Below are 23,915 nucleotides of genomic sequence, written 5' to 3'. Positions count from 1 at the left end.
TCCCTCTGTCGCGTTCGGTGATGCGCGCGCCATCCCTTGCTTCCCGTCCCTTGCTTCCCGTCCCCTGGAACCGCCATGGCCATTGTCGCCTTTCTGATCAAGCGCCTCCTGCAAGCCGTTCTGGTGATGTTCGTCATCAGCCTCATCGGCTTTTCCATCCAGGACAACCTGGGCGACCCCTTGCGAGAACTGGTGGGGCAAGCCGTGTCGGAGGCCGAGCGGGAGGCCCTGCGCGACCGCATGGGCCTGAATGATCCCTTCCTGGAACAATACTGGCGTTTCCTGGGCAACGCGGTGCAGGGTGACCTTGGCGTTTCCTACCATTTCAAGCGTCCGGCGCTGGACGTGATCGCCGACAAGTTCCCGGCCACCGTCGACCTGGTGATCGGCGCCGCCATCATCATTGTGCTGGTATCCGTGCCGCTGGGTTGCTGGTGCGCCATCCAGCCCCGCTCCTGGCTCTCCCAGGCGGCCATGGGAGCCAGCATCGTCGGCATTTCCATCCCCGTGTTCCTGACCGCCATCTTCCTCATCTATCTGTTCTCGGTGAACCTGGGCTGGCTGCCCTCGTTCGGGCGCGGCGAGTCCCTGGTGGAGATTGTCCCCGGCTGGAAAACCGGCTTCCTGACCGGCGAGGGGATATCCCACCTGGTCCTGCCCAGCATCGCCCTGTCGTCGATCTTCCTGCCGCTGTTCATCCGCCTGATCCGCTCCGAGATGATGGAGGTGCTGGAACAGGACTACATCCGCTATGCCTGGGCCAAGGGTCTGGCCCCCCGGCGGGTGTGGTTCCTGCATGCGTTCAAGAACACGCTGCTGCCGGTGATCACCGTGGGCGGCGTCCAGATCGGCCTCATGCTGGCCTACACCATTCTCACCGAGACGGTGTTTCAGTGGCCGGGCCTGGGCTTCATGTTCATCGAGGCGGTGACGCGCGTCGATACGCCGCTGATCATCGCCTACATCATCGTCGTGGGATTGATCTTCGTGGTCACCAACACCGTGGTTGACCTGATTTACACCCTGGTCAATCCAACCGTGCGTCTGGTGGGGGCTCCGTCATGACTCACCTGACCGCCCGCCTGACGGCCCTCCTGGGCTCCGACGTCCTCTATCGGTTCCGGCGCGATCCCGTGGCCCTGACGGCCTTCGCGATCCTGGTCGCCTTCGTGCTGGCGGCGCTGCTGGCACCATGGCTGTCGAGCATGAACCCGCACGACCCGGCGCAGATCGACATCATGAATTCCGAGATCCCGCCGGTCTGGACGTCCGGGGGAGAAGCCGCCTTCCCCCTGGGCACGGACGTCCAGGGCCGTGACCTTCTCAGCGCCATCCTCTACGGTCTGCGCATCTCCATTGTCATCGGCGTGTTCGCGGTGATGGTGCAAATGACGCTGGGCATCGTCATCGGCCTGGTTTCGGGCTACCTGGGCGGCAAGGTGGACGCCTTCTTCATGCGTCTGGCCGACATCCAGTTGGCCATGTCCACGCTGATGCTGGCCATCATCGCCCTGGCGGTGTTCAAGGCCGCCGTCGGGGCCGAGTTCTACGAGGACATGGCCATCGTCATGCTGGTCCTGGTGATCGGCTTCGCCGAATGGCCCCAGTACGCGCGCACCATCCGCGCCTCGGTGCTGGCCGAGAAGAAGAAGGAATACGTGGACGCGGCCCGCGTCATCGGCCTGTCGGCGCCGACCATCATGGCCCGCCACATCCTGCCGAACACGCTGTCGCCGCTCTTGGTGATCTCCACCGTGCAGGTGGCCAACGCCATCATCAGCGAGGCGGCGCTGTCCTTCCTGGGCCTGGGGATGCCGGTGACCATGCCGTCGCTGGGGTCGCTGATCAGCTCCGGCTTCGAGTACATCTTCAGTGGTGCCTGGTGGATCACCACCTTCCCCAGCATTGCGTTGATCACCCTGATCCTGGCCATCAACCTGCTGGGAGACTGGCTGCGCGACGTGCTGAACCCCAGACTGTTCAAGGGCTAAGTCCATGCCGCTTCTTGATGTCCGCGACCTGCGGGTGGAGTTCCCCACGCGCCAGGGCGTGCTGACGGCGTTGCACGACGTCGATTTCACCGTGGACCGGGGCGAGCGCCTGGGCATCGTCGGCGAGTCCGGCGCCGGCAAGAGCGTCGCCGCCTTCGCCATCCTCAATCTGATCGGCCGGCCGGGGCGCATCGCCGGCGGGTCGATCCTGTTCGAGGGCCAGGACCTCACCCGCCTGTCCACCCACCAGATGCGCCGGGTGCGGGGCGACCGCATCAGCATGATCTTCCAGGATCCGATGATGACCCTGAACCCGGTGCTGACCATCGGCACCCAGATGGTGGAGACCCTGAAGGCGCACCGGCGCATCGGTGACGCCGAGGCCCGCCGGATCGCCATCACCCGCCTGGGGGAGGTCAAGATCCCCTCGCCGGAGAAGCGCCTCGAGTCCTATCCGCACGAGTTGTCGGGCGGCATGCGCCAGCGCGTGGTGATCGCCATCGCCCTGTTGACCGAGCCGGCGCTGATCATCGCCGACGAGCCCACCACGGCGCTCGACGTCACCATCCAGGCGGAGATCATGAGCCTGATGCTCGACCTGTGCAAAACGCACGGGGTGGGGCTGATCCTGATCACCCACGACCTGGCCGTGGTCTCCCAGGTGACCCAGCGGGTGGTGGTGCTGTATGCCGGCCGGGTGGTGGAAACCGGCGAGACCGCCCGCGTGGTGCAGGATCCCGTGCACCCCTACACGCGCGGCCTGCTGGCGGCGCTGCCGGGCGAGGGGACACCGGGCGCGCGGCTGAACCAGATCCGGGGCTCCATGCCGCCGTTGACCGCCGTTCCCGAGGGCTGCCCCTTCAACCCCCGCTGCGACTTTGTCGAGGATCGGTGCCGCGACGCCCTGCCGGCGCTGGAGGACCTGGACGGCCACCGGGTGCGCTGTGTGCGGGCGCGAGACCTGGCGAGCGGGGTGGCGGCATGAGCGGGACCGCGACGACCATGACGGACCCGGCCTCGACCCCGGCCCGCGATCGGGTGTTGGTGGAGGCCCGCGCCGTCCGCAAGGTTTTCGACCTGGGCAGCCATTTCCTGGAGCGGACCCGGCGCGAGGTGAAGGCGCTGAACGACGTGTCCATCGCCGTTCGCCGGGGTGAGTCCTTCTGCCTGGTGGGCGAGTCCGGCTGCGGCAAATCCACCCTGGCCCGGGTGATCATGGGATTGCTGCCGCCCAGTTCGGGGGAGATCCACTTCGACGGCACCCGCATCGACGGCCTGCGTCACAAGGCGCGCCGGCCGTTCCACCGGCGTATGCAGATGATCTTCCAGAACCCCTATGCGTCGCTCAATCCGCGCCGCACCGTCCGGCAGACCCTGGAGGAGCCGTTGCGCTTCCACCTCCCGGAGTTGTCTGACGCCGAGGTCCGGGAGACCGTCGAACGGGTGATGGTCTCCGTGGGCAATGATCCGACCTGGATTTCCCGCTACCCGCACGAGTTCTCGGGCGGCCAGCGCCAGCGCATCTCCATCGCCCGGGCGTTGATGGTCGATCCGGAGTTCGTGGTCGCCGACGAGCCCATCTCGGCCCTGGACGTCTCCATTCAGGCGCAGGTGCTGAACGTGATGATGGACGCGCGGGATCAGCGCGACCTCACCTACCTGTTCATCACCCACGACCTGTCCGTGGTGCGCCACTTCGGCACCCGGGTGGGGGTCATGTATCTGGGCAGCCTGTGCGAACTGGCGACCACCCAAGCGCTTTTCGAGACCCCCCGACACCCGTACACGCGCATCCTGCTGTCGGCCATCCCGCGCGTCAGCACCGAGGAGATGAAGCCCCCCGGCCTGCCCGGCGAGGTGCCCTCGGCCATGAACCTGCCCTCGGGCTGCGTGTTCCACGACCGGTGTCCGCTGGCCAACGCGCGCTGCTCGGCCGAGGTGCCCAGGCCGCTGGCCCAGGATGACGGCACCCTGGTCGCCTGCCATGCGGTGGAGGAGGGGCGGGGGTAGGGGGATCCGTGACCTGACCCCGAGCGACGGTCACGTGCGCGAGGCGCTCGATCGGCTGACTGAAACCATGGACCGGTCGCCCGCCGTCGCGGGCGGATCCGCCGCCCGTCCTCCTGTCACGGGCTCTCGGGGCACGCGGTCTCTTGCGGGTAGAGGTGGCACGCCTCCCGATACAGAATCGCCAGGGCCTCGACGCGCGCCCCGTCGCCCCGGCCGTCGGCGCGGGCCTGTTCGTCCAGGATCATCCGCCGCAGGGTGTCGCCGCCCCTTGGTTCGGCGAGCAGGCCGTGCACCTTGCCCGCCGCCAGGATGGGCGCCATGCGTTCGTGGTAGGCCACCACGATGACCTCGTCCGGCCGCGCGCCACTCAGGCCACAGCAATCTTCAAGCGTTATCATCGTCCAAACTCTTCCCAAAAACCCAAATTCTTCCCAAAACATGGAACCGCGCTCCGGCCACCGGTTGCCGGTCGCGTGGGGGATACAAGGGCGCGGCGGCTGGAAGGCCATGCGGTCCGGTATCGCGGGCGCCGATGCGCGCCCGGCGACTCTCCGTCGTGCCATACCGGTTGTCGTGATGTCTGACGGTGCCCGGCCCAGACACCCTCGCCCGTGCGGACCTCCTCGATCACCCCATGTCCCGCCAGGGCGGCGGGCGGCGTCGCGGCGTCTTGGGACTTGTCCAGGCGGACACGCGGGTCGGTGCCGGCCAAACGCAAGCCGGCAGTGTCGGCCCTTTCGGGTATGACGTGAAGTGATGGCTGGTCATTCCCGGCATGCATGGATGCGGGGCCGGCGATTGCGGGATGGGGTTGACGGTCCGCCGTCCGGCGCGTGTTCTTGCGCCACATGCGTTTGGTCACGGGAGGACTCCATGGCGGCGCGCAAGCCCTTCAACGGGCGTGGGTTGATTTCCCTGCTGGTGGCCGGCGGGTTCGTGGTCATGGCGGTCAGTGGGGTGATGCTGTTCCTGGCGCCGCCGGGTCGGGTGGCGCACTGGGTCGACTGGACCCTGTTGGGTCTGACCAAGGACCAGTGGGGCGACTGGCACATCGTGGCGAGCGTCCTGTTCCTGGGGGCCGGCGTCTGGCATCTGGTCAACAACTGGAAGCCGTTCCTGCATCACCTGCGGACCCGGGCGCGGGGACACGCCATCCCCCGCGTCGAGGGGCTGGCGGCGCTGGTCATCCTGGGGGCGCTGTCGGTGGGCGCGGTGCTGCGCGTGCCGCCGGTGACCCTCGTGCTCGACCTGAACGAGGCCGCGCGCGACGCCTGGGCGCCCGCGCCGGAGGACCAGCCGCCCTTCGGCCATGCCGAGGAGGTTTCGCTGGCCGCGCTGGCGTTCCGCACGCACAAGGACCCCGACGCGGCGCTGGCCGCCTTGACCGCCGCCGGCCTGACGATTGCCGATGGCCGCCGGACCACCTTGCGCCGCATCGCCGACGACAACGGGTTGCCCCCGTCCGTGGTCTATGCCGTCCTGGAGGACGTCTCGGCGGAGGCGGCCTCGTCACCGGACACGGGGCCGCCGACCGTCCAGACCATCGAGGCCCGTTTCGCCGGCACGGGCGTGGGGCGCCGCGCGCTGGCCGACCTGGCCGCCGAGGAGGGTCAACCGGTGGAGGCGCTGCTGTGGCGCCTGTCCCGTCAGGGCATCGAGGCCACGCCGGAGGACCGCCTCAAGACCGTGGCGGAGGCCGCCGGCCGCCCGCCCCTGGCGGTGCTGGCCGTGGCCCTGGGGGCCCGGTCCGCGTCGTCCGGCGAGTGACCCGGCCCAGCGCCGCGTGGCCCGCAAGATCCGTCTAGCCCCCCCCACCGTGTTCCGGTAAGGTGCGCGCCATGACGCAGCAGACCTCCGACCGCTCCGCCGCCGGCGCTTCCCAGGCCGGTCCGGACACCACCCATTTCGGGTATCGTACCGTGGGCCGCGCCGAAAAGGCGGGGCTCGTGCGCGACGTGTTCGACTCCGTCGCCGGCCGCTATGACCTCATGAATGACCTGATGAGCGGTGGCGTTCATCGTCTCTGGAAGGACTCGTTCGTGGCCCAGGTGGCGCCGCGTCCGGGTATGACCTGCCTGGACGTGGGCGGGGGCACCGGCGACATCGCCTTCCGCATCCTGGAGCGCATGGAGCGCCGCGCCCGCGCCGATGCCCGCCGCGCCGCGCCGCTGGACGACACCGGATCGGACCGGCCGGACCAGGACGACGCGGCCCATGCCCTGGCCGGGCCGCCGGGCGGGGGCCGGGTGATGGTCTGCGACATCAACGCCGAGATGATCACCGTGGGCCGCGACCGGGCCATGAACCGGGGGCTCGTCGAGGGCCTGGAGTGGCTGGTGGGCGATGCCGAGACCCTGCCGGTGGCCGACGCCAGCGTCGACGTCTACACCATCGCCTTCTGCCTGCGGAACGTGACCAACATCGACGCCGCCCTGGCCGAGGCGCGCCGGGTGCTGAAGCCGGGGGGGCGCTTCTTCTGCCTGGAGTTCAGCACGGTGGTCATGCCGGTGCTGGACAAGCTGTATGATACCTATTCGTTCTCGGTGCTGCCCAACCTGGGCCGCTTCGTGGCCGGAAACAAAGAGGCGTACCAGTATCTGGCCGAGAGCATTCGCCGGTTCCCGCCGCAGCAGGAGTTGTGCCGGCGCATGGCGGCGGCCGGGCTGCGGCGCCCGCGCCACCGCAACCTGTCCGGCGGTATCGCCGCCATCCACTCGGGCTGGCGCCTGTGATCCGCTTTCCGGCCGGCCGGGCGCGCCGGCCTTGCTTCCGTCCAGGACCCCGGTCATGACTTACGACCGCCCGTCGCATGCGGCAGGATCCACGCTCCGGTGATGACACCCCGTCTCTTTCGCAATCTCTCCCGGCTGTGGGTGATCGCCCGCGTCATGGCCCGTCACGATGCCCTGTTCCTGCTGGACAGGGTGGGCGTGGCGGCGCCGGTGGTGGCGGCCGCGCGGCTGGTGTCGCGCCGGGACGCGCCCGGACGACCGGGTCAGCGACTGGCCCGCGCGCTCACCGAACTGGGACCGACGGCGATCAAGGTCGGGCAGGCCCTGTCCATTCGCACCGACCTGCTGGGCGAGGAGGTCGCCACCGACCTGACCGAGCTTCAGGACCAGTTGCCGCCGTTTTCCTTCGACGAGGTGCGGCGCATCGTCGAGTCCGAACTGGATCGCCCGCTTGAGGCGGTGTTCCTCACCTTCGAGCCGGAGCCGGTGGCCGCGGCCTCCATCGCCCAGGTGCACTTCGCCATCACGCATCCCGAGGACAGCTACCCCGAGGGCCGCAAGGTGGCGGTCAAGGTGTTGCGTCCGGGCGTGGACGAGGCGTTCCGGCGCGACCTGGCGCTGATGGACTGGCTGGCGGAGGTGATGGAGGCCACCCAGCCGGCGTTGCGGCGCCTGAAGCCCTCCGAGACCGTGCGCACCTTCGAGGCGTCGGTGCACATGGAAATGGACCTGCGTTTCGAGGCCGCCGCCGCCTGCGAGATGGCCGAGAACTTCGCCGGCGACGAGACCTTCCGCGTGCCCGATGTGGACTGGACCCGCACCGCCCAGCGGGTGATGACGCAGGAGCGCATCGTCGGCCTGCCGGTGGACGAGGTGGACCACCTGGTCGCCGCCGGCCTGGACCCGCTGGAGGTCATTCGCCGCGCCTCCAATGCCTTCTTCAACATGGTCTTCCGAGACGGCTTCTTTCACGCCGACATGCACCCGGGCAACCTGTTCGTGGAGCCGGACGGCACCGTCGTCGCCGTGGACTTCGGCATCATGGGCCGTATCGACCCGTCCACCCGGCGCACCCTGGGGCAAATGCTGCTGGGGTTCCTGACCGCCGACTACCGGCGCGTGGCCGAGGCGCATTTCGTGGCCGGCTGGGTCCCCGCCGACCAGTCGGTGGAGGCGTTCACCCAGGCCAGCCGCTCCATCGCCGAGCCGATCATGGGCAAGCCGCTCGCCGAAATCTCCATCGCCCGCCTGCTGGCCCAACTCTTCCAGGTGACCGAGACCTTCCACATGGAGGCCCAGCCGTCGCTGCTCATGCTGCAGAAGAGCATGCTGGTGACCGAGGGCGTGGGCCGCCGCGTGGCGCCCGACGTGAACATGTGGGAACTGGCGCAGCCGCTGATCGAGTCCTGGATGGCCGAGACCATGGGACCCATGGGCCGCCTGCGGGACGGCATGGACACCCTGCAGAGTACCGCCGAGCGCCTGCCGCGCATCCTGGCCCATGCGGACCGCGCCGCCGCGTTGCTCAGCGCCGACGGCCTGCGCCTGCATCCGGAAACGGTCAAGGCCATGCGGCCGAAGCGCTCCAACGCGATGCTGATGATCCTGCCGTGGATGCTGGTGGCGGTGCTGGGGACCTTGCTGGCCGTTCAGTTGACGGTCGGGTGGTGACGAGGCCGGGGTTCGCGCCGACCGTCGACGGATCGGCCGGCGACCCGGACCTTGGCCTGTATGTGCACTGGCCCTGGTGCCTGTCCAAGTGTCCGTACTGTGATTTCAACAGCCATGTCCTTCGGGATCCGGACCCTGACGTCTGGGCACGCGCCTATGTCCGCGAGATGGAGTCCGTCGCGAACGGGCGGCCGCGCGCGTCTCTGGCCAGCGTGTTCTTTGGCGGCGGCACACCCTCGCTGATGGACCCGGCCATCGTCGGCGCCGTGCTGGACGCCGCCGCCCGCCTGTTTCCCCTGGCCCCCGACCTGGAGGTCACCCTGGAGGCCAACCCGGGCGCCGTGGACCGGGCGCGCTTCGCCGGGGTGCGCGCCGCCGGGGTGACCCGGTTGTCCCTGGGGGTGCAGGCGCTGGACGACGCGATCCTCGCCGTCCTGGGGCGCCGTCACGACCGGTCCGAGGCGCTGGCGGCGCTGGACCTGGCCCAAGCCACCTTTCCGCGCGTGTCCATCGATCTGATCTACGCCGCGCCCGGGCAGACCCGGGAGGACTGGACGGCGTCGCTGCGGGAGGCGCTGGCGCTGGGGACCGAGCACCTGTCGCTCTACCAGTTGACCATCGAGCGCGGCACCGCCTTCTTCGGCCGCGCCCGGGCCGGGCTGCTGTCCTTGCCGGACGAGGACATCCGGGAAGACTGGGCGGCGGACCTGTTCGAGGTGACTCAGGATCTGACCGCCGCCGCCGGGATGCCGGCCTACGAGGTGTCGAACCACGCCCGGTCCGGGGTTGAATGCCGGCACAACCGGGACATCTGGCGGGGTGGCGATTACATCGGCATCGGTCCGGGCGCGCATGGACGGATGGGGGGCGTGGCGACGCGCTGCATCTCCCACCCCGGCGCCTGGCTGGACCGGGTGGCCCGCGACGGCCACGGGGTGGCGGAGCGGGCGGCCCTGACGCCGGCCGAGCGCGCCGTGGAGCGGGTGCTGGTGGGGCTGCGCCTGACCGAGGGGATAGACGCCACGCGGTTCGCGCGGCTGTCGGGGATGCCGCTCACCGACGTGGTGGATGGCAAGGCGCTGGCCGCGTTGGCCGATCTGGACCTGGTGACCTGGGATGGCCGGCGGCTGGCGACCACGCCGGCCGGGCGCCTTTGCCTCAACGCGGTGACGGGGCGGCTGCTGGCGGGGTAGGGGGCGGTCGGGGCCGCCTACTGCTTCAGGTCTGTCGCGGTGCGGATCATCTCGTCGCTGCTGCGGTAGACCGTGGCCGAGGACGAATAGGCCTTCTGGGTGGTGATCATGGTGGTGAATTCCTGGGCCAGATCGACGGTCGAGCCTTCCAGGGATCCCGGAATGATGGCCGTGCGCGCCAGTGTGTTCGTGACCGCGAAGATATCGGGCTCGCCGGCCTCCACCCTGTAGGTGAACATGGTCGACCCGGCATCCAGCAGGTTTTGCGGCGCGGGGAAGTCGGCGAGCGCCAGTTGTGACAGCACGCGGGCCTCGCCATTGCTGTATCGCGCGGTCAACTGCCCGAACACGTCGAACGAAACCCCCGCCAGGGTCCCGTCGGGATAGCCGTTGGCGTCCTGGTAGTGCTCCTGGAAGCCGGTGTCGCCGTACTGGGTCATGCCCGTCAGGTCCAGGGTGACGGTGGTGTCGGTGCCGTCGGCGAAGGGCACGGTCACCGTGATGTCCTCGGTCGGGGTGAGGTAGCGGCCGGTCCCGCCGAAGGCCACCGTGGTGGTGTCGGCCAGCGTGGTGGTGGCGCCGAGCGGATCGCGGACGCTGTAGCTCACGGTCCAGGTGTTGAGTTCGTCGGACCTCGGCTGCCAGGTCATGACCAGGGCATAGGGATCGTTCTTCCCGGTCTCGTCCGGGTTGGACCATACGCGGCTTTCGAAGGTGTGCCCCGTGGTGCTGCCGGCATCCACGTTGGCCGCGTAGGTGATGGCCGTCGTGGCGGCGCCCGGCAGGCTGTCCGCGCTGTTGACCTGGATGGGGGCCAGCGGCTGGGTGGTGTCGATGGTGCCGTCGGCGTCGGTGGCGTCGGCGGACCATCCCATGAAGTACTGGCCGTCCAGGGTGGTCAGGTAGGCGTTGCCGTCGTCGGCCACCCGCATGCCGGTCGAGCCGTTGCGCGTGAAGTGCTGGGTGCCGGTGCCATCGAAGGCCGGATTGGTGATGAAGAACCCCTGGCCGTTGATGGCCACGTCCAGGTCGCGCCCGGTGGACTGGATGATGCCCTGCTTGTCGGCCTGGCGCACGTCCACGGCGTCCACCGTCAGGAACGTCCCCTTGGTGTTGATGTGGTTGACCGAATCCTGGAGGTGCGCGTTGAAGCTCTTGTAGCCCGTGGTATTGATGTTGGCCACGTTGCCGCTGATGCGCTCCATCACGTGGGATTGCGTCATCATGGCCTGGGACGAGGTATGCAGGGAGGCGAACACGCTCATGTCGAGGCTCCGACTGGGCTCGGGACAGACCACACCACCTGTCGGAGAAGCACACCCCGTGCCAGCGCGGACGGGTCGTCAAGGCCTTGCCGTTCAGGGTGTTGGCGGACCCGGTGATGCGGGGCGACGCTCCTTGCCCGGCAGGAGTTGCCGCGTGGCGCTGGGGCGCGGCGCCGGGTTTGCCGGGACCACGCGTCCATGACGGCGGACGGCCCACCGGAGGTGCTGGTGGCCGGCGGTGGCCTGGCCGCCCTCTGCGCGGCCATCGTCGCGCGGCGGGCGGGGGCGTCGGTCTGGCTGCTGGATCAGGCGCCGGAGGCGCTTCGGGGGGGGAACACCCGACATGCCCGCAACATGCGGGTGGCCCACGACGGGCCGTCCCCGCTGGTCGCCGACGCCTATCCCGAGGCCGAGTTCCGGACCGACCTGCGCCGGGTGGGCGGGGATACCCTGGACGAGGCCCTGGCGGCGCGGCTGGTGGCGGACTCGGTGGACCTGCCGGCCTGGCTGGCGGCCCAGGGCGTGGCCTTTCAGCCGCGCGCGGGCGGCATGCTGCCCTATTCGCGGCGCACGGTGTTCCTGCTGGGGGGCGGCACGGCCATGGTCAACGCCCTGGTTCGGACCGCCGCGCGGTTGGGGGTCGTGGTGCGTCATGGGGTGACGGTGGCGGACGTGGACCCCGGCGGTGGCGTCACGATTACCCGGGACGGCGCGACCCGGCGGATCGCGACCGGCGCCGTGGTGGTGGCCACCGGCGGCTTCCAGGCCAACCGTGGCTGGCTTCGTGAGACCTTCGGGCCGGCCGCCGACGGGTTCGTCAACCGGGGCACGCCCCATGCGGACGGGCGCCTGCTGCGGGCGCTGCTGGATCAGGGGGCGATGCCGGTCGGCGATGCGGCGCGGGGTCACCTGGTGGCGGTGGACGCCCGGTCCCCGGCTGATGACGGCGGCATCGTGACCCGCGCCGAGGGCATGACCGACGGCCTGGTGCTGGACCGCGACGGCCGGCCGCTGGTGGACCCGGCGGCGGAGAGGGGCTCGCCGCGCTATGCCAATTGGGGGCGGCTGGTGGCCGAGGCTCCCGGCCAGATCGCGCACGTGATCCTGGACGCGGCGGGGCTGGCGCGCCTCGGCCCCCGGGTGTATCCCCCGGTTCGGACGTTGGACACGCTGGCGCTGGCGGCGTGCCTCGGGCTCGATGCCGGTCGTCTGGCCGGGACCCTGGCGTGCCATGGTCCCGGTGGCGGCCCCCCCTGGTTCACGCTGTCCCTGCGGCCCGGCCTGACCTTCACCGGACTGGGGGTGCGGGTGGACGACCGCGCCCGGGTGCTGGACGGACGGGGGCGCCCATGGCCGGGCGTGTTCGCCGCCGGGATGATCATGGCGCCGGCCCTGTTGGGCGGGCGCTATCTGTCCGGCACCGCGTTGACCGTGAGCGCGGTGTTCGGGCGCCGGGCCGGAGAGGAGGCCGCGCGTCATGCCCTTGACCTGTGAGGATCGGGATGATCGCGCCCTTTTGGACGAGGCGCGGCGGCAGATGACCGTTTGCGTGGTGTGCAAGTACTGCAACGGCTACTGCCCGGTGTTCCGCGCCGCCGACGCCCGGCCCGCCCTGACCGACGCCGACCTGCTGTATCTGGCCAACCTGTGCCACGACTGCCGAGGCTGCTGGTATGCCTGCCAGTACCGGCCGCCCCATGCCTTCGCCGTCGCCCTGCCGGCGGCGCTGGCGCGGGTGCGGGCGCTGTCCTGGCGGCGGATGGCGGGGATCCCGTGGCCGGGAGGAGCCGGGGGCGGCGCCCTTCTGGCCCTGGCCTGCACGCTGCTGGTGCCGGTGGTGACGCTGGCATGGGTTCCGTGGGAGGTGCTGTTTGCGCCTCACCCCGGCCCCGGCGCCTTCCATGCGGTGATCCCGCGCGGGCCGATGGTCTGGGGGGCGGCGCTGGCGCTGCTGCCGCCGCTGGCCTGGGTCGGCGTGGCCATGGCTCGCTTCTGGCGGGTCATTGGTGGTGGATCGCCCCGCCAGGTCCTGCGGGCGTTGCCCCGGGCCCTGGGCGATATGCTGGCGCTGCGTCACCTGGACGGGGGCGGGGTGGGCTGCAACGATCTTGACGACCGCTTCTCGCCCTGGCGGCGGCGCATGCACCACCTGATCCTGTATGGATTTCTGTTGACCGTCGCGGCGACGGTCTCGGCGGCCATCGCGCATCATCTGCTGGGGATGAGGGCGCCTTATCCGTGGTTCAGCGCGCCGGTGCTGCTGGGCACCGTGGGCGGCGTGTCCCTGCTGGCGGGCGTGGCCGGCATGGCGGGGTTGCGCGCGCGGGCCGATCCCGCCCCCCAGGCCCTGGAGACCAGGGCCGACGGCGCCCTGTTGCTGGCCCTGCTGGCGGCGGCGTCGGCCAGCGGCCTCGCTCTGCTTCTGCTGCGTGGGACTGCCGCCATGGGGATGCTGCTGGCCCTGCACCTGGGGACGGTGCTGGCCCTGTTCGTCACCCTGCCGCTCGGCCGCCTGATGCACGCGCCGTTTCGCGCCCTGGCGATCCTGCGCGCGGCGATCGAACGGCGAACACCCCAACATCGGGAGGAGTCATGACAGACCGCGCGCCCGTGCTGATTCTGGGCGGGACCACCGAGGGTTATGCCCTGGCCGAGGCCCTGGCGGCCCATCCCCGCTGGCGGCCGGTCTCCTCGCTGGCCGGGCGCACGGGACGGCCGCGCCCTCCGGCGGGAGAGATGCGGGTGGGCGGCTTCGGCGGCGCCGAGGGGCTGGCGCGCTATCTGGCGGACTCGGGCATCACGGCGGTGATCGACGCCACCCACCCCTTCGCCGCGCGCATGGGCTGGAACGCCGCCGAGGGCTGCGCCGCCGCCGGGGTGCCTCTGCTGCGGCTGGAGCGGCCGGCCTGGCGGCCCGTGCCCGGGGACCGCTGGGTGGGCGTGACGAACTGGGACGGCGCGGTGGCGGAGCTTCGGGACATGGACGCGCGCCGCGTGCTGCTGGCCCTGGGGCGCCAGGACCTGGCGCCCTTCGCCGCGCTGCCCGGGACGTGGTTTCTGATCCGCTCGGTGGAGGCGCCGGATCCCATGCCGCCCTTCGCGGCGGCCGAGGTGTTGCTCGCGCGCGGCCCCTTCACCCTGGAGGGTGAAACGGCGCTGCTGCGGGAGCGGGGCATCGACGCCATCGTCTGCAAGAACAGCGGCGGCACGGCCACCGACGCCAAGCTGACGGCGGCCCGGGCGCTGGGGGTGCGGGTGGTGATGCGCGACCGCCCGCCCCGGCCGGCCGGCGTGCCCGTGGTGGCCACCGTGGCCGAGGCGCTGGCGTGGCTGGAGAATGTGACAGGATCTGCCCCGCAGATGCGCTGGTGATACGTCGACCAGGCATGAGACGAGGCTGTATTTACGTATTATATTGACGGGGTCGGACTGTCGCCTTATCTTAAAGTCGTGCCGAATCGTTGGCACAAATGCGACATAAAATAAAAAAATAGTGCATGCAGAAAAATGCACGTATGAGAAGAGCTTCAATGTGGCCGGGGCACGATAGCCCCGGAAAAAGGAAGAACGAACATGATGAAATCCACATACGTCGGAGCTCTCAATGTCAGATTACGATTGGGTCGACCTCGAAAGTGAATGGGAATTTTATGAATGGGATGAGGCCAAGTCTCAGTCCAATCTAAGAAAGCACGGCCTTTCCTTCGAGACCGCAGCAGCGATATTTAAAGGACCTGTGATCGTCCGGGAAGATGACCGGTGGGACTATGGCGAACAGCGGTTCATCGCCCTGGGCATGGTGCAGGGGAGATGCCTGACGGTGGTGTTCACCCCGCGATCGGGGGACGTCTGCCGCATCATTTCGGCCTGGAAGGCAGGAGCCCATGACCGAGCGCGTTACACGGAAATCCTGGAACGAACTCACCCCCCACCCTGAGGAGCTTGAGGCGCTTGATGCGCTCAGCGACGAGGAGGTGGCGCGGCGGGTGGCGGACGACCCGGAGGCACCACCCATGCCGGACGCCGACTGGTGGCGTGGGGCGGAGGTGCTGGCCCCGCGCAAGCGGCCTGTCTCGTTGCGGCTGGATCCGGATATCCTGGCGTGGTTCAAGGCGCAGGGGCCGGGGTATCAGACGCGCATCAACGCGGTGCTGCGCACCTACATGGAGGCCATGCGCGGCCATTGACGGCGTCGCGCCACCCGGCCGCCGCTCAGCCCTCGCCCTTGACGTACCACCGGGGCGAATACACCCAGGTGCCGCCGTCGGCGACGCGCCCGAAGGTGCGTGTGGCGGAGGACCCCACCAGGACCACGGTGCGCATGTCCACCTGCTCGGGCCGGACCGCGCCCAGGGTGGTGACGGTGACCGCCTGGGCCGGGCGGCCCACGTCGCGGGCCAGCACCACCGGGGTCCCGGCCGCGCGCACGGTCAACAGCCGTTCCAGCACGCGGGTCAATTGCCACGGTCGGGCCCTGGACACCGGGTTGTAGAGCGCCATGGCCAGGTCGGCGCGGGCGGCATGCTCGACGCGGTCCAGGATCACGTCCAGCGGCTTCAGGTTGTCGGACAGCGAGATCACGCAGAAGTCATGGCCCAGCGGCGCCCCGACCAGCGCCGCCGCCCCCTGCGCCGCCGAGATGCCGGGCAAAATGGCCAGATCCACGCCGTGCCAGGCGGGATCGTCGTTTTCGTGCAGGGCCTCCATGACCGCCGTGGCCATGGCGAACACGCCCGGATCGCCCGAGGAGACCACCGCCACCCGCGCGCCCTCGGCGGCCAGGGCGAAGGCATGGCGGGCGCGGTCCATCTCCACGCGGTTGTCCGAGCCCAGCACCACCTGGTCGGGGCGCGGCCTGCCGGCCATGCGAAGATAGGTCTCGTAGCCGATCCAGTGGGTGGCGCGGCGCAGTTCCTCGCGCACCACCGGGGCGCAGAGGCCGGACGTGCCCGGTCCCAGGCCCACCACGGCCAGCCGGCCGCGCGGCCGGCCGATCGGCCGGACGGTTTCGGGGGTGGTGGCCACGGCCAGGGCCACGGGGCCATGGGTGGCCAGGGGCCGCGCCCGCGCGTCCTCGGGGATCGCCAGATCCGCCATGGCTTCGGCGGAGGGCGCGTCCACGAAGCGCAGCGGGCAGCCCAGCGCGGCGGCGGCCTGATGGACCTCGGGATGGGCCGCGTCCCGGGCGCGGGCCAGCAGCATCGCCACCGCCTGGTGGGCCAGTCCGCCCTTGGCCAGCGCCTCGGCCACCCGCGCGGGCAGGGCCGGGTCCCCGGCCTCCACCGCCACCACCACGGTCGCGGGGTGGAACACAAGGTCGCCGGGCGCGGCGTCCCGGTCCTCGGGTGTCACACGGATCACCCGGCCGCCATCCTCGGTGAGCGGCAGGCGGCTGTCGGCGATCCAGGGTGCATGCCCTTCCAGGCGCGCGGTTGCGCCGCCCAACAGGTCCGACATGAACGCCTTGGACGCTCCGGGATCGCGGGCGACATAGCCGGCCGGTGGCGCCTCCAGGGTCAGGCCGAAGCGGACCTCCCCGGTGGTGGTGATGGCCGGCGCCGTGCCCAGCGCCGCGCCCACCCGCTGGGCCAGCCCGTTGACGCCACGCAGCCCCCCCAGCAGCGGCACCACGGCGCTGCCGTCCTCGGCCACCGCCAGCACCGGCGGCTCGCTGCGCTTGTTCTGGAGCAGGGGGGCCAGGGCGCGGATGACGATGCCGCTGGCGCACAGGGCGATCACCGCCACGTCGTCCCGGTGCAGCCCACGCAGAGTCTCGCCGAAGGACTCGTAGCCGACGTCGGCGCCCTCGACCCGGCCGGTCAGGCCATGGATCGGGGTGCCCGGTTCCAGCGCGGCCTGGATGCGCCGCGCGGTCCCAAGGCTGCCCTGGCCGAGGATGACGATCGCCGCCGTGGTCATCCGGCGGCCGGTCCTGGCCCGGCCCCCCGCCCAGACCCTGGTCCCGACCCCGGCCAGGTGGGACCGGGGATGAGGATCAGCGAGAAGTAAGGCACGGTCTTCGGGTCCACCTCGGCCAGCGGGGCGACGCGCTGGGCGCCCATGGTGGCCCGCTCCACGTACAGCGCCCGGTCCATCAGGCCCAGATCCGCCACCACCCGGCGCACCTTGGCGAAGGTGGTGCCCAGCTTCATGATGGCGGCGGCGTCGGCGGCGGCCAGGCGCTGGCGCAGGTCCTCTTCCGTCATCACGCCCGACAACACCGACAGGCTCTGGTCGCGGTAGACCAGGGGCGTCCCCAGCACCGCCGCGCCGGCGAGGATGGAGCACACACCCGGCACCACCTCGGTCTCGTACCGCCGCGCCAGCCGGTCGTGCAGGTACATGAACGAGCCGTAGAAGAACGGATCGCCCTCGCACAGCACCGCCACGTCGCGACCGGCGTCCAGATGGGCGGCGACGGCGGCGGCGGAGTCATCGTAGAAGCGCCGCACCTCCGTCTCGTAGTCGAACGGCGGCGGCAGCTTTTCCGTGGTCACCGGGAAGACCATGGGCAGCCGCTGTTGCTCGTCGCGCAAGTAGCCCTCGACGATGGTCAGCGCCTGACCCTTGCGGCCGTGCGAGGTGGGGTAGGCCACCACCGGCGCCGCCCGCAGCCGATTGAGGGCCTTGACGGTGATGAGCTCCGGGTCACCCGGACCGACGCCCAGACCGAACAGGCGCCCTTTCGCGGCGGTCATTCAGGCGTGCTCCTCAAGCCCCAGGGCGTTGACGGCGGCGGAAACCATGGCGCTGCCGCCGCGCCGGCCGCGCACCACCACGAAGGGGACGCCGCGCGGGTCGGTGGCCAGGGCGTCCTTGGACTCGGCGGCGCCCACATAGCCCACCGGGAAGCCCAGGATCAGCGCGGGTTTGGGCGCGCCGTCATCCAGCAGCGCCAACAGGTGGAACAACGCGGTCGGCGCGTTGCCGATGGCGACAATGGCGCCGTCCAGATGGGGGCGCCACAGCTCCACCGCCGCCGCCGAGCGCGTGGTGCCCATCTCGGCGGCCTTCTCGCGCACGCCGGGGTCGTTCAGGGTGCAGAGCACCGCATTGTCGGCCGGCAGGCGAGACCGCGTGATCCCCTCGGCCACCATGCGACAATCGCACAGGATGGGCTTGCCGGCGGCCAGGGCGGCGCGGCCGGCGGTGCCGGCCCCCTTGGAGAACGACAGGTCGTCGATGACGTCCGGCATGCCGCAGGCGTGGGCGACGCGCACCGCCACGTCCTCCAGATCGGCGGGGATGCGGGACAGGTCGGCCTCGGCGCGGATGATGGCGAAGGACCGGCGGTAGATGGCGTGGGCGTCGCGGAGGTAGTCGAGCATGCGGGCAAGATCCGGCGGAGAAACGGAGCGGCGTTGTACACCAGCCAGCCCGGAGCCGAAACCCCCCACGACAGCATGACGCGCCCGCGCGGGCGCGCGACGGCGGGGCGGGGGGCGAGGCTTGCCAGCGCCGGGGGTGTGGCGTATCACCGCGCCGGTTGGCGTCTCGGGGCGAGGAACATCCATGGAGCCGTGGTTGACCGTGGTGGGCATCGGCGAGGACGGTCTCGCCGGCCTGGGCGAGGCGGCCCGCGATGCGGTGCTGGGGGCGCCCGTGGTGATCGGCGGGGCGCGGCATCTGGCGCTTCTGCCCGAGAACCAGGGGCAGGCGCGCCACCCCTGGCCGAGCCCTTTTTCCGAGGGGTGTGCGTGGATTCTGAGCCGGCGCGGCAAGCCGGTGTGCGTGCTGGCCAGCGGCGACCCGATGCTGTTCGGCGTGGGGGCGACCCTGGCCGCGCGGGTGCCCGTGGCGGAGATGCGCGTGTTTTCCGCGCCGTCGTCGGTGTCCCTGGCGGCGGCGCGCTTGGGCTGGCCGCTGCACCAGGTGCCGGTGCTGCCTTTGCACGGCCGACCGCTGGCCGCGCTGCATCCCCTGCTGACGGAGGGCGCGCGGCTGTTGCTGCTGGCCGAGGACGGCACGACGGTGGCGCATGTGGCGGCGCTGCTGGCGGCGCGTGGCTTCGGGGCCAGCGCGATCACGGTGCTGGAGCACCTGGGCGGTCCGCGCGAACGCCGCCTGGAGGGGCGGGCCGATGCCTGGTCCCATGCGCCCGGTGCCGACCTGGCGGTGATCGCCCTTGACTGTCATGCCGACGCTGGCGCCGGGGGCGGGGTTGGGGGCGGGCTGTCGCGTCTGGCCGGGCTGCCCGACGAGGCCTTCGCCCAGGACGGCCAGATCACCAAGCGCGACCAGCGCGCCGTCACCCTGGCGCGGCTGGCGCCCCGGCCGGGTGAACTGTTGTGGGACGTGGGCGCCGGCTGTGGCTCCGTGAGCATCGAGTGGATGCGCAGCCACCCGGCGTGCCAGGCCATCGCCATCGAGACCCGCGCCGACCGTCGCGCCTTCATCGAGGCCAACCGGGAGGCCCTGGGCGTCCCCGGCCTGGAGATCGTCGCCGGCCGCGCGCCCGAGGCCCTGGATGGCCTGGCGGCGCCGGACGCGGTGTTCATCGGCGGCGGCGTGACCGTGCCCGGCGTGGCCGAGCGCTGCTGGGGCGCCCTGCCACCGGGCGGGCGGTTGGTGGCCAACGCCGTCACCCTGGAGGGCGAGGCCGCCCTGGTTGCCCTTCAGGCCCGCTGGCGGGGCGACCTGACTCGGCTGTCGGTGTCGCACGCCCGGCCGCTGGGCGGCTTCCACGGCTGGCGGCCGGCCATGCCCGTCACCCTGCTGTCGGCGCGCAAGCCAGCCGTCGGCGAACCTCAGGATGGGTCCTCATGAAGACAATCTACCTGATCGGCATCGGCCCGGGCGATCCGGACGCGCTCACACTGGCGGCCATCAAAGCCATGCGCCGCGTGGACGTGTTCTTCGTCCTGGAGAAGGAGGGCGAGGGCAAGGACTCGCTGATCCGCTTCCGCCGCGAGATCCTGGAGCGGCACGCCAGCGATCGTCCCTATCGTATCGCCACCGGGGCCAGCCCGAAGCGGGACCGGGAGTCCGCCGACTACGCCGGCGCGGTGGAGGACTGGCGCAAGCGCCGTACCCAGGTGATCGCCGACCTGATCGACACCGAGATGGCCGACGGCGAGATCGGCGGGTTCCTCCTTTGGGGCGATCCGGCGCTCTACGACGGCACTCTGCAAAACCTCCACGATCTGATCGCCGACGGCCGCGACGACGTGACGTTCGAGGTGTTCCCCGGCATCACCTGCGTGCAGGCCCTGACCGCCAGGCACAAGGTGACGCTCAATCGGGTTGGGGAATCCATCACCATCACCACCGGCCGCCAGATCGAGACCGGCGATCCGGCGGCGGTTACCAACAGCGTGGTGATGCTGGATTCGCGCGATGCCTTCCGCCGGCTGGCCGATCAGCCGGACATGGACATCTTCTGGGGCGGCGACGTCGGCACCCCGGACGAGGTGCTGATCGCCGGGCCGCTGGGGGACGTGGCCGAGCGCATCTCCCGCACCATCCAGGACCAGCGCGCTCGCAAGGGCTGGGTCATGGACACCTACCTGCTGCGCCGGCGGGCTCCCAAGGGGGGGTGAGGCGCGCGGCCGCCCCCGGGCACCTGTGTTTTCTTCGGTGCCTCACCATCTGAACCGCCCCGGGTTTGGCGGAGGCTGGTTGGTGTGAGTGCTCCGCCGCCATCGTGGCCTCCCGACGGGTCTCATGATAGCGGGCTTCGGCCTCGGCGGGGGGACAGCAGTCACGGCCTGGACTCCGACGGCTGTTCGCTACAACCGGAATCGGATCCTGAGCCCGACTTCCCGAGGCGCGCCGAGCTGGGCGCCGACCCCTTCGAACGCCGTGGTACGATACTCGGTATCCAAGAGGTTCTTGGCATAGACGCCGGTTTCGACGCCATAACCGGTGTCCCACATCAGGCTGGCATCCAGAATCGTGTAGCTGTCCTGACGCAGGTCGTTGGACTCATTGAAGTAGAATGGCCCGTTCTGTCGCAGAGCCACACGGGACTGGATCTGTTTGTCCGACCCGTACCGTCCGTCCCAGGCCACGAGCGCGCTGTATTGCGGCGCATAGGCAACCTTGTTGCCTTCATACTGGCCATTGGTGAAGCGGGAATCATTGTACATGCCGCCGATGGAGATCACGTGATCGTCGATGACTTCGGATTTCCACGTGGCTTCGACGCCAAGGCTGCGGGCATCCCCCATGTTCGTCAGGTACATGCCGGCCGGCGGACCGGCGTAGCCCTGGACGTCCTGGCTGAAGATGGCGTATCCGGTGAGTTCGGCGGCATGCCTGTAGTCACGACTGGCCCACTTCCAGCCGGCCTCGATGTTGGTCGCGGTTTCCGACTCGTAAGACGTGGCATCCTGGGCGGACACACCTTCCTTGTTGAAGCCACCGGGCTTGAACCCCTGCCCGAATCCAATCCAGAACCGGTTCTGGTCATTGGGCAGCCATGCCAGCGCCACGCGCGGCGTCACGGAAAAGAACCGGTCATCATTGGAATAGTGGACGTCGACGCCATCCTCCTCGAGGACCATTTCCGTCTCGGCGCTCTCAAGAGAGACGCGCGCGCCGGCGCTGATTTCCCATTGCGGATGGAAGCGCCAGGCGCCATCGGCGAACGCGGCGTAATTGTAGATGTCGTTGTTCGAAATCTTGCCGCCCATGCCCCAGAGACCTTCGGCGACATTCTCGTGTTCATATCGAAGCTTCTGAAAAGAAAGCCCCATCACCGTATTCAGGGTATCGGTGTCGTAGTTCGCGCGAACTTCCGTGAACAGGCTGTTCTGAGAGTCGACGGTATTCGTCCCCTCCAAGAACATGCGATCCAGCTCCATGGACTGATAGGCGGCGATCGCCTTCAGCGACCATGTGTCGGACACGTCGTACATGGCGTCCCAGGTGACGTGCTTCAGCACCCGTTCCAGGTCGGGCCTGTCGGTGGCGCCGAGGGCGTTCCAGTTCACCCGATCGCGGGAGAGTGGGGAAAAGGGCACGAAGTATTCTTCACTGGACCGGTACGTCTCCAGACCCGCGCGAACACGGGTCTCGAACGGGTGCGTGGGAGAGCGATAATGCAGGGACATCCAGCCGCCCGTCGTTTCCGACGTGTCGACGTTCTCCTCGCCCCGATCCGGGTTGTCGAGGGTCCCGAAGTGGCGGTCATCCATCATCATGGCCTGAACGGCCCAGCCGCTGTCGAGGAAGCCGCTGCTGGCGCCAAGGTCGGAGCGTATGCCGCGACCGTAGTACTCGAAGCCGCCCCAGACCTCCGGCTCGTCGTCCGGGGTCCGGGTGACAAGGCTCAAGACGCCACCCAGGGTGCCGCGTCCGTAAATGACGCCCTGCGGCCCCTTGAGCAACTCGACCTGCTCCAGACCCAGGAGGGACTGAGCGTAACTCTGAGAAAGCTGTGGAACGCCATCAACATAGAGACCGACGCTGGGGGAGAAATAATCGGCCCCGGACTGACCACGAATGGTCATGTTGTTGTAGAGGCGGGTCCCCCGATTCATGTTGGAAAGCTCGGGAAATACGCTGCCTAGATCTTCCGTTTTCGTGGCGGCCGCCGCTTCAAGTTGATCCGATGTCTGAACCGAGACGTTGCCGATGACGTCAAAGCTGGTGACCGGACGTTTCGTCGCGGTGACGTGGACCGGGGCCAGGTAAACCGTCGTCTTGTCGGCGTTGGCCTGACCGTCGCCGACCTGTTCGGCGGGGAGGGGCCGGTCCGCCCGCGCGTCGGATCCGTCCATGTCCGATTGCGCCGTCGCATCGGATGCGGACGAGAGCGCGAGAACCGAGGCCGTGGCGAGCCAGAAACGTCTCATTCCGGTTGTTTCCTTCTTTGTTTTCTGTCGGGGGGGGCAACCACTGCGACGAGAATGGTCTGGTGCTCTCGGTGTCGCGCCGTAACGATATTGAGACTTATTATCAACATTAGAACGCGCGATCACGGATCGGTGTGGTGCCAGGGCGGCCTGAGAGTTGTCGTCTTTGAGTTGCGCCTCAGATGCGAATAAGAGTAAATATCCATACAAAACGTAGCGTCAATCCCCATTATAGCAACCCAAGACGGAAAAACCTCTTGCTTGGGTTGATTATGAGATTGATTCTCGTCCGCAAGTCGGATACGCATTTATAGGATCATACAAAGGACGATCATAATCCTATGCGGGATGTTCGCGCGGCTTGATGCGCGCCACGGCTGTGACCGTGGGGACGGCCGGCTGCCGGGGGCTGCGCGCGCCGGGGCGTTCGAGATCGTGACACCGCTCTTGGACCCAGGGGAAAGGAGGCAGGACGATGCTGGAGGTCACCGAGGTAAAAGGGTACGCGCCGGAGCCGGACCACTACATCCAATCCGCGGAGATGTACGACATCCTGTCCGAGGGTCACTGGCAGGATCGCAAGGAGTCCGTTGTCACGGTCCTTCGTGGCGCATCGATCTCGGCGAGCGACTGGATCGTCGACGTGGGCGCCGGCACGGGGCAGAGCGTGGCCGTCATCGCCGAGGCCCTGCCCGACAACCCCATCCTGGCGGTCGAGCCGTCCGCGTCCATGCGCGTGGGGTTGATGACGCGCCTGATCGCCGATCCGGCCCTGCGCGCTCGCGTGAGTGTGCGGGCGGCGGCCTATGGTGACGCGTGTCTTCCGGACACCGTTGGTGCCTTCATCGTGTGTGGATGTATCGGATTCTTCGACGCCGAGGAGCGGGCCTTCTTCTGGAAAGACATGGCTCGGCGTCTGACGCCCGATGGGATCGCGCTGGTGGATGTGATGGCCGTATCCGCGCCGTGCGTGGTGGACGACTACCGGATCGCCTCCGCCGCCGTCGGGACCAATCGTTACGACATTCACCTGCAGGGCCAACCCATCAAGGACGACGTGATCCGTTGGCGCCTGCGCTATGAGGAGTTCGATGGCGCCAACCTGCTCAGGCGGTTCGAGATCGAACGGGACTGGCACGTTTTCGGCCTGGACCTCCTTCAGGACGAGGCCCGCCGGGAGGGATTGACCGCGCGGAGTCTCCCGGACAGCCCGGTTCCCGCCGCCGTGTTTTCCAGGCCCTAAAACGGGATCAGC

General features: G+C 69.5%; 22 protein-coding genes. 16 read left to right on the top strand and 6 right to left on the bottom strand.

Annotated elements, in window-relative coordinates; genetic code table 11:
* The first annotated feature begins 75 nt into the window (after window positions 1–75).
* From GGD89_RS13825 to GGD89_RS13810, 4 genes are read left to right on the top strand one after another with little or no spacing between them, the layout of a single operon-like run.
* On the top strand, window positions 76–1,065 hold the full coding sequence (locus GGD89_RS13825; RefSeq protein ID WP_221238471.1) for an ABC transporter permease: 990 nt from the start codon (window positions 76–78) through the stop codon (window positions 1,063–1,065).
* A complete protein-coding gene (locus GGD89_RS13820) occupies window positions 1,062–1,991 on the top strand; it encodes an ABC transporter permease (RefSeq protein ID WP_184046271.1) in 930 nt (309 codons plus the stop codon). Before GGD89_RS13825 ends, GGD89_RS13820 begins: the two co-directional genes overlap by 4 nt.
* 4 nt (window positions 1,992–1,995) lie before the next feature.
* Entirely contained in the window at window positions 1,996–2,976 is a 981-nt protein-coding gene (locus GGD89_RS13815; protein ID WP_184046269.1) for an ABC transporter ATP-binding protein, read from the top strand.
* Between the two features lie 17 nt (window positions 2,977–2,993).
* Window positions 2,994–4,001 (top strand): ABC transporter ATP-binding protein, encoded by a 1,008-nt coding sequence (locus GGD89_RS13810; protein ID WP_221238470.1) that lies wholly within the window; start codon window positions 2,994–2,996, stop codon window positions 3,999–4,001.
* Window positions 4,002–4,117: 116 nt separating this feature from the next.
* Here the strand turns inward: GGD89_RS13810 and GGD89_RS13805 are convergent, their stop codons facing one another.
* Window positions 4,118–4,399 (bottom strand): hypothetical protein, encoded by a 282-nt coding sequence (locus tag GGD89_RS13805; RefSeq protein WP_184046265.1) that lies wholly within the window; start codon window positions 4,397–4,399, stop codon window positions 4,118–4,120.
* Between the two features lie 475 nt (window positions 4,400–4,874).
* Between GGD89_RS13805 and GGD89_RS13800 the strand changes: the two genes are divergently transcribed.
* The 4 genes from GGD89_RS13800 (at window position 4,875) to hemW (ending at window position 9,597) form a co-directional block, all read left to right on the top strand.
* Window positions 4,875–5,768 carry a DUF4405 domain-containing protein gene (locus tag GGD89_RS13800; protein ID WP_184046263.1) on the top strand — a complete coding sequence of 298 codons (894 nt, stop codon included), beginning with the start codon at window positions 4,875–4,877 and terminating at the stop codon, window positions 5,766–5,768.
* A gap of 71 nt (window positions 5,769–5,839) precedes the next feature.
* Window positions 5,840–6,733, top strand: a complete 894-nt coding sequence (locus GGD89_RS13795; RefSeq protein ID WP_184046261.1) for a class I SAM-dependent methyltransferase — start codon at window positions 5,840–5,842, stop codon at window positions 6,731–6,733.
* A gap of 102 nt (window positions 6,734–6,835) precedes the next feature.
* Window positions 6,836–8,404, top strand: a complete 1,569-nt coding sequence (gene ubiB, locus GGD89_RS13790) for a 2-polyprenylphenol 6-hydroxylase (RefSeq protein WP_184046259.1) — start codon at window positions 6,836–6,838, stop codon at window positions 8,402–8,404.
* Window positions 8,398–9,597 carry a radical SAM family heme chaperone HemW gene (gene hemW, locus GGD89_RS13785; protein WP_343058608.1) on the top strand — a complete coding sequence of 400 codons (1,200 nt, stop codon included), beginning with the start codon at window positions 8,398–8,400 and terminating at the stop codon, window positions 9,595–9,597. The genes ubiB and hemW overlap by 7 nt, the downstream gene beginning before the upstream one ends.
* Before the next feature lie 17 nt (window positions 9,598–9,614).
* Here the strand turns inward: hemW and GGD89_RS13780 are convergent, their stop codons facing one another.
* On the bottom strand, window positions 9,615–10,862 hold the full coding sequence (locus GGD89_RS13780) for a flagellar hook-basal body complex protein (protein ID WP_184046257.1): 1,248 nt from the start codon (window positions 10,860–10,862) through the stop codon (window positions 9,615–9,617).
* A 198-nt stretch (window positions 10,863–11,060) separates the two neighbouring features.
* Here GGD89_RS13780 and tcuA point away from each other — a divergent pair, with 198 nt between their 5' ends.
* The 5 genes from tcuA to GGD89_RS13755 all read left to right on the top strand — a co-directional run bounded on the left by tcuA (window position 11,061) and on the right by GGD89_RS13755 (window position 15,049).
* Window positions 11,061–12,356, top strand: coding sequence for an FAD-dependent tricarballylate dehydrogenase TcuA (gene tcuA / locus GGD89_RS13775; protein WP_184046255.1), 1,296 nt, complete (start codon window positions 11,061–11,063; stop codon window positions 12,354–12,356).
* On the top strand, window positions 12,340–13,458 hold the full coding sequence (gene tcuB, locus GGD89_RS13770; RefSeq protein WP_184046253.1) for a tricarballylate utilization 4Fe-4S protein TcuB: 1,119 nt from the start codon (window positions 12,340–12,342) through the stop codon (window positions 13,456–13,458). Before tcuA ends, tcuB begins: the two co-directional genes overlap by 17 nt.
* Window positions 13,455–14,234: a cobalt-precorrin-6A reductase gene (locus GGD89_RS13765; RefSeq protein ID WP_184046252.1), complete on the top strand. Its 780-nt coding sequence runs from the start codon at window positions 13,455–13,457 to the stop codon at window positions 14,232–14,234. The genes tcuB and GGD89_RS13765 overlap by 4 nt, the downstream gene beginning before the upstream one ends.
* A 232-nt stretch (window positions 14,235–14,466) precedes the next feature.
* The gene (locus tag GGD89_RS13760) at window positions 14,467–14,799 is read left to right on the top strand and encodes a BrnT family toxin (RefSeq protein ID WP_184046251.1); all 333 of its coding nucleotides are present in this window, start codon (window positions 14,467–14,469) and stop codon (window positions 14,797–14,799) included.
* Window positions 14,747–15,049, top strand: coding sequence for a BrnA antitoxin family protein (locus GGD89_RS13755; RefSeq protein ID WP_184046250.1), 303 nt, complete (start codon window positions 14,747–14,749; stop codon window positions 15,047–15,049). Before GGD89_RS13760 ends, GGD89_RS13755 begins: the two co-directional genes overlap by 53 nt.
* Window positions 15,050–15,074: 25 nt before the next feature.
* Here the strand turns inward: GGD89_RS13755 and cobJ are convergent, their stop codons facing one another.
* The 3 genes from cobJ to GGD89_RS13740 are packed head-to-tail and all read right to left on the bottom strand — an operon-like array spanning window position 15,075 to window position 18,190.
* The gene (gene cobJ, locus GGD89_RS13750) at window positions 15,075–16,781 is read right to left on the bottom strand and encodes a precorrin-3B C(17)-methyltransferase (protein ID WP_184046249.1); all 1,707 of its coding nucleotides are present in this window, start codon (window positions 16,779–16,781) and stop codon (window positions 15,075–15,077) included.
* Window positions 16,778–17,560: a precorrin-2 C(20)-methyltransferase gene (locus GGD89_RS13745; protein WP_184046248.1), complete on the bottom strand. Its 783-nt coding sequence runs from the start codon at window positions 17,558–17,560 to the stop codon at window positions 16,778–16,780. The genes cobJ and GGD89_RS13745 overlap by 4 nt, the downstream gene beginning before the upstream one ends.
* Window positions 17,561–18,190, bottom strand: coding sequence for a precorrin-8X methylmutase (locus GGD89_RS13740; protein WP_184046247.1), 630 nt, complete (start codon window positions 18,188–18,190; stop codon window positions 17,561–17,563).
* A 184-nt stretch (window positions 18,191–18,374) separates the two neighbouring features.
* On the opposite strand from GGD89_RS13740, the gene cbiE reads away from it, so the two are divergent.
* Entirely contained in the window at window positions 18,375–19,628 is a 1,254-nt protein-coding gene (gene cbiE, locus GGD89_RS13735) for a precorrin-6y C5,15-methyltransferase (decarboxylating) subunit CbiE (protein ID WP_184046245.1), read from the top strand.
* Complete coding sequence (gene cobF / locus GGD89_RS13730; RefSeq protein WP_184046243.1) at window positions 19,625–20,401, top strand: precorrin-6A synthase (deacetylating); 777 nt, start codon at window positions 19,625–19,627, stop codon at window positions 20,399–20,401. The genes cbiE and cobF overlap by 4 nt, the downstream gene beginning before the upstream one ends.
* Window positions 20,402–20,590: 189 nt before the next feature.
* Here cobF and GGD89_RS13725 read toward each other — a convergent pair whose 3' ends face one another.
* Window positions 20,591–22,660 (bottom strand): TonB-dependent receptor, encoded by a 2,070-nt coding sequence (locus GGD89_RS13725; protein WP_184046241.1) that lies wholly within the window; start codon window positions 22,658–22,660, stop codon window positions 20,591–20,593.
* A 475-nt stretch (window positions 22,661–23,135) separates the two neighbouring features.
* Between GGD89_RS13725 and GGD89_RS13720 the strand changes: the two genes are divergently transcribed.
* On the top strand, window positions 23,136–23,903 hold the full coding sequence (locus GGD89_RS13720) for a class I SAM-dependent methyltransferase (RefSeq protein WP_184046239.1): 768 nt from the start codon (window positions 23,136–23,138) through the stop codon (window positions 23,901–23,903).
* Window positions 23,904–23,915: the final 12 nt, after the last annotated feature.

The organism is Roseospira visakhapatnamensis, assembly GCF_014197915.1.
Taxonomy (GTDB): domain Bacteria; phylum Pseudomonadota; class Alphaproteobacteria; order Rhodospirillales; family Rhodospirillaceae; genus Rhodospira; species Rhodospira visakhapatnamensis.
Note: the sequence above shows the minus strand (reverse complement) of the source record. Positions and strands in the feature narration are given on the sequence as shown.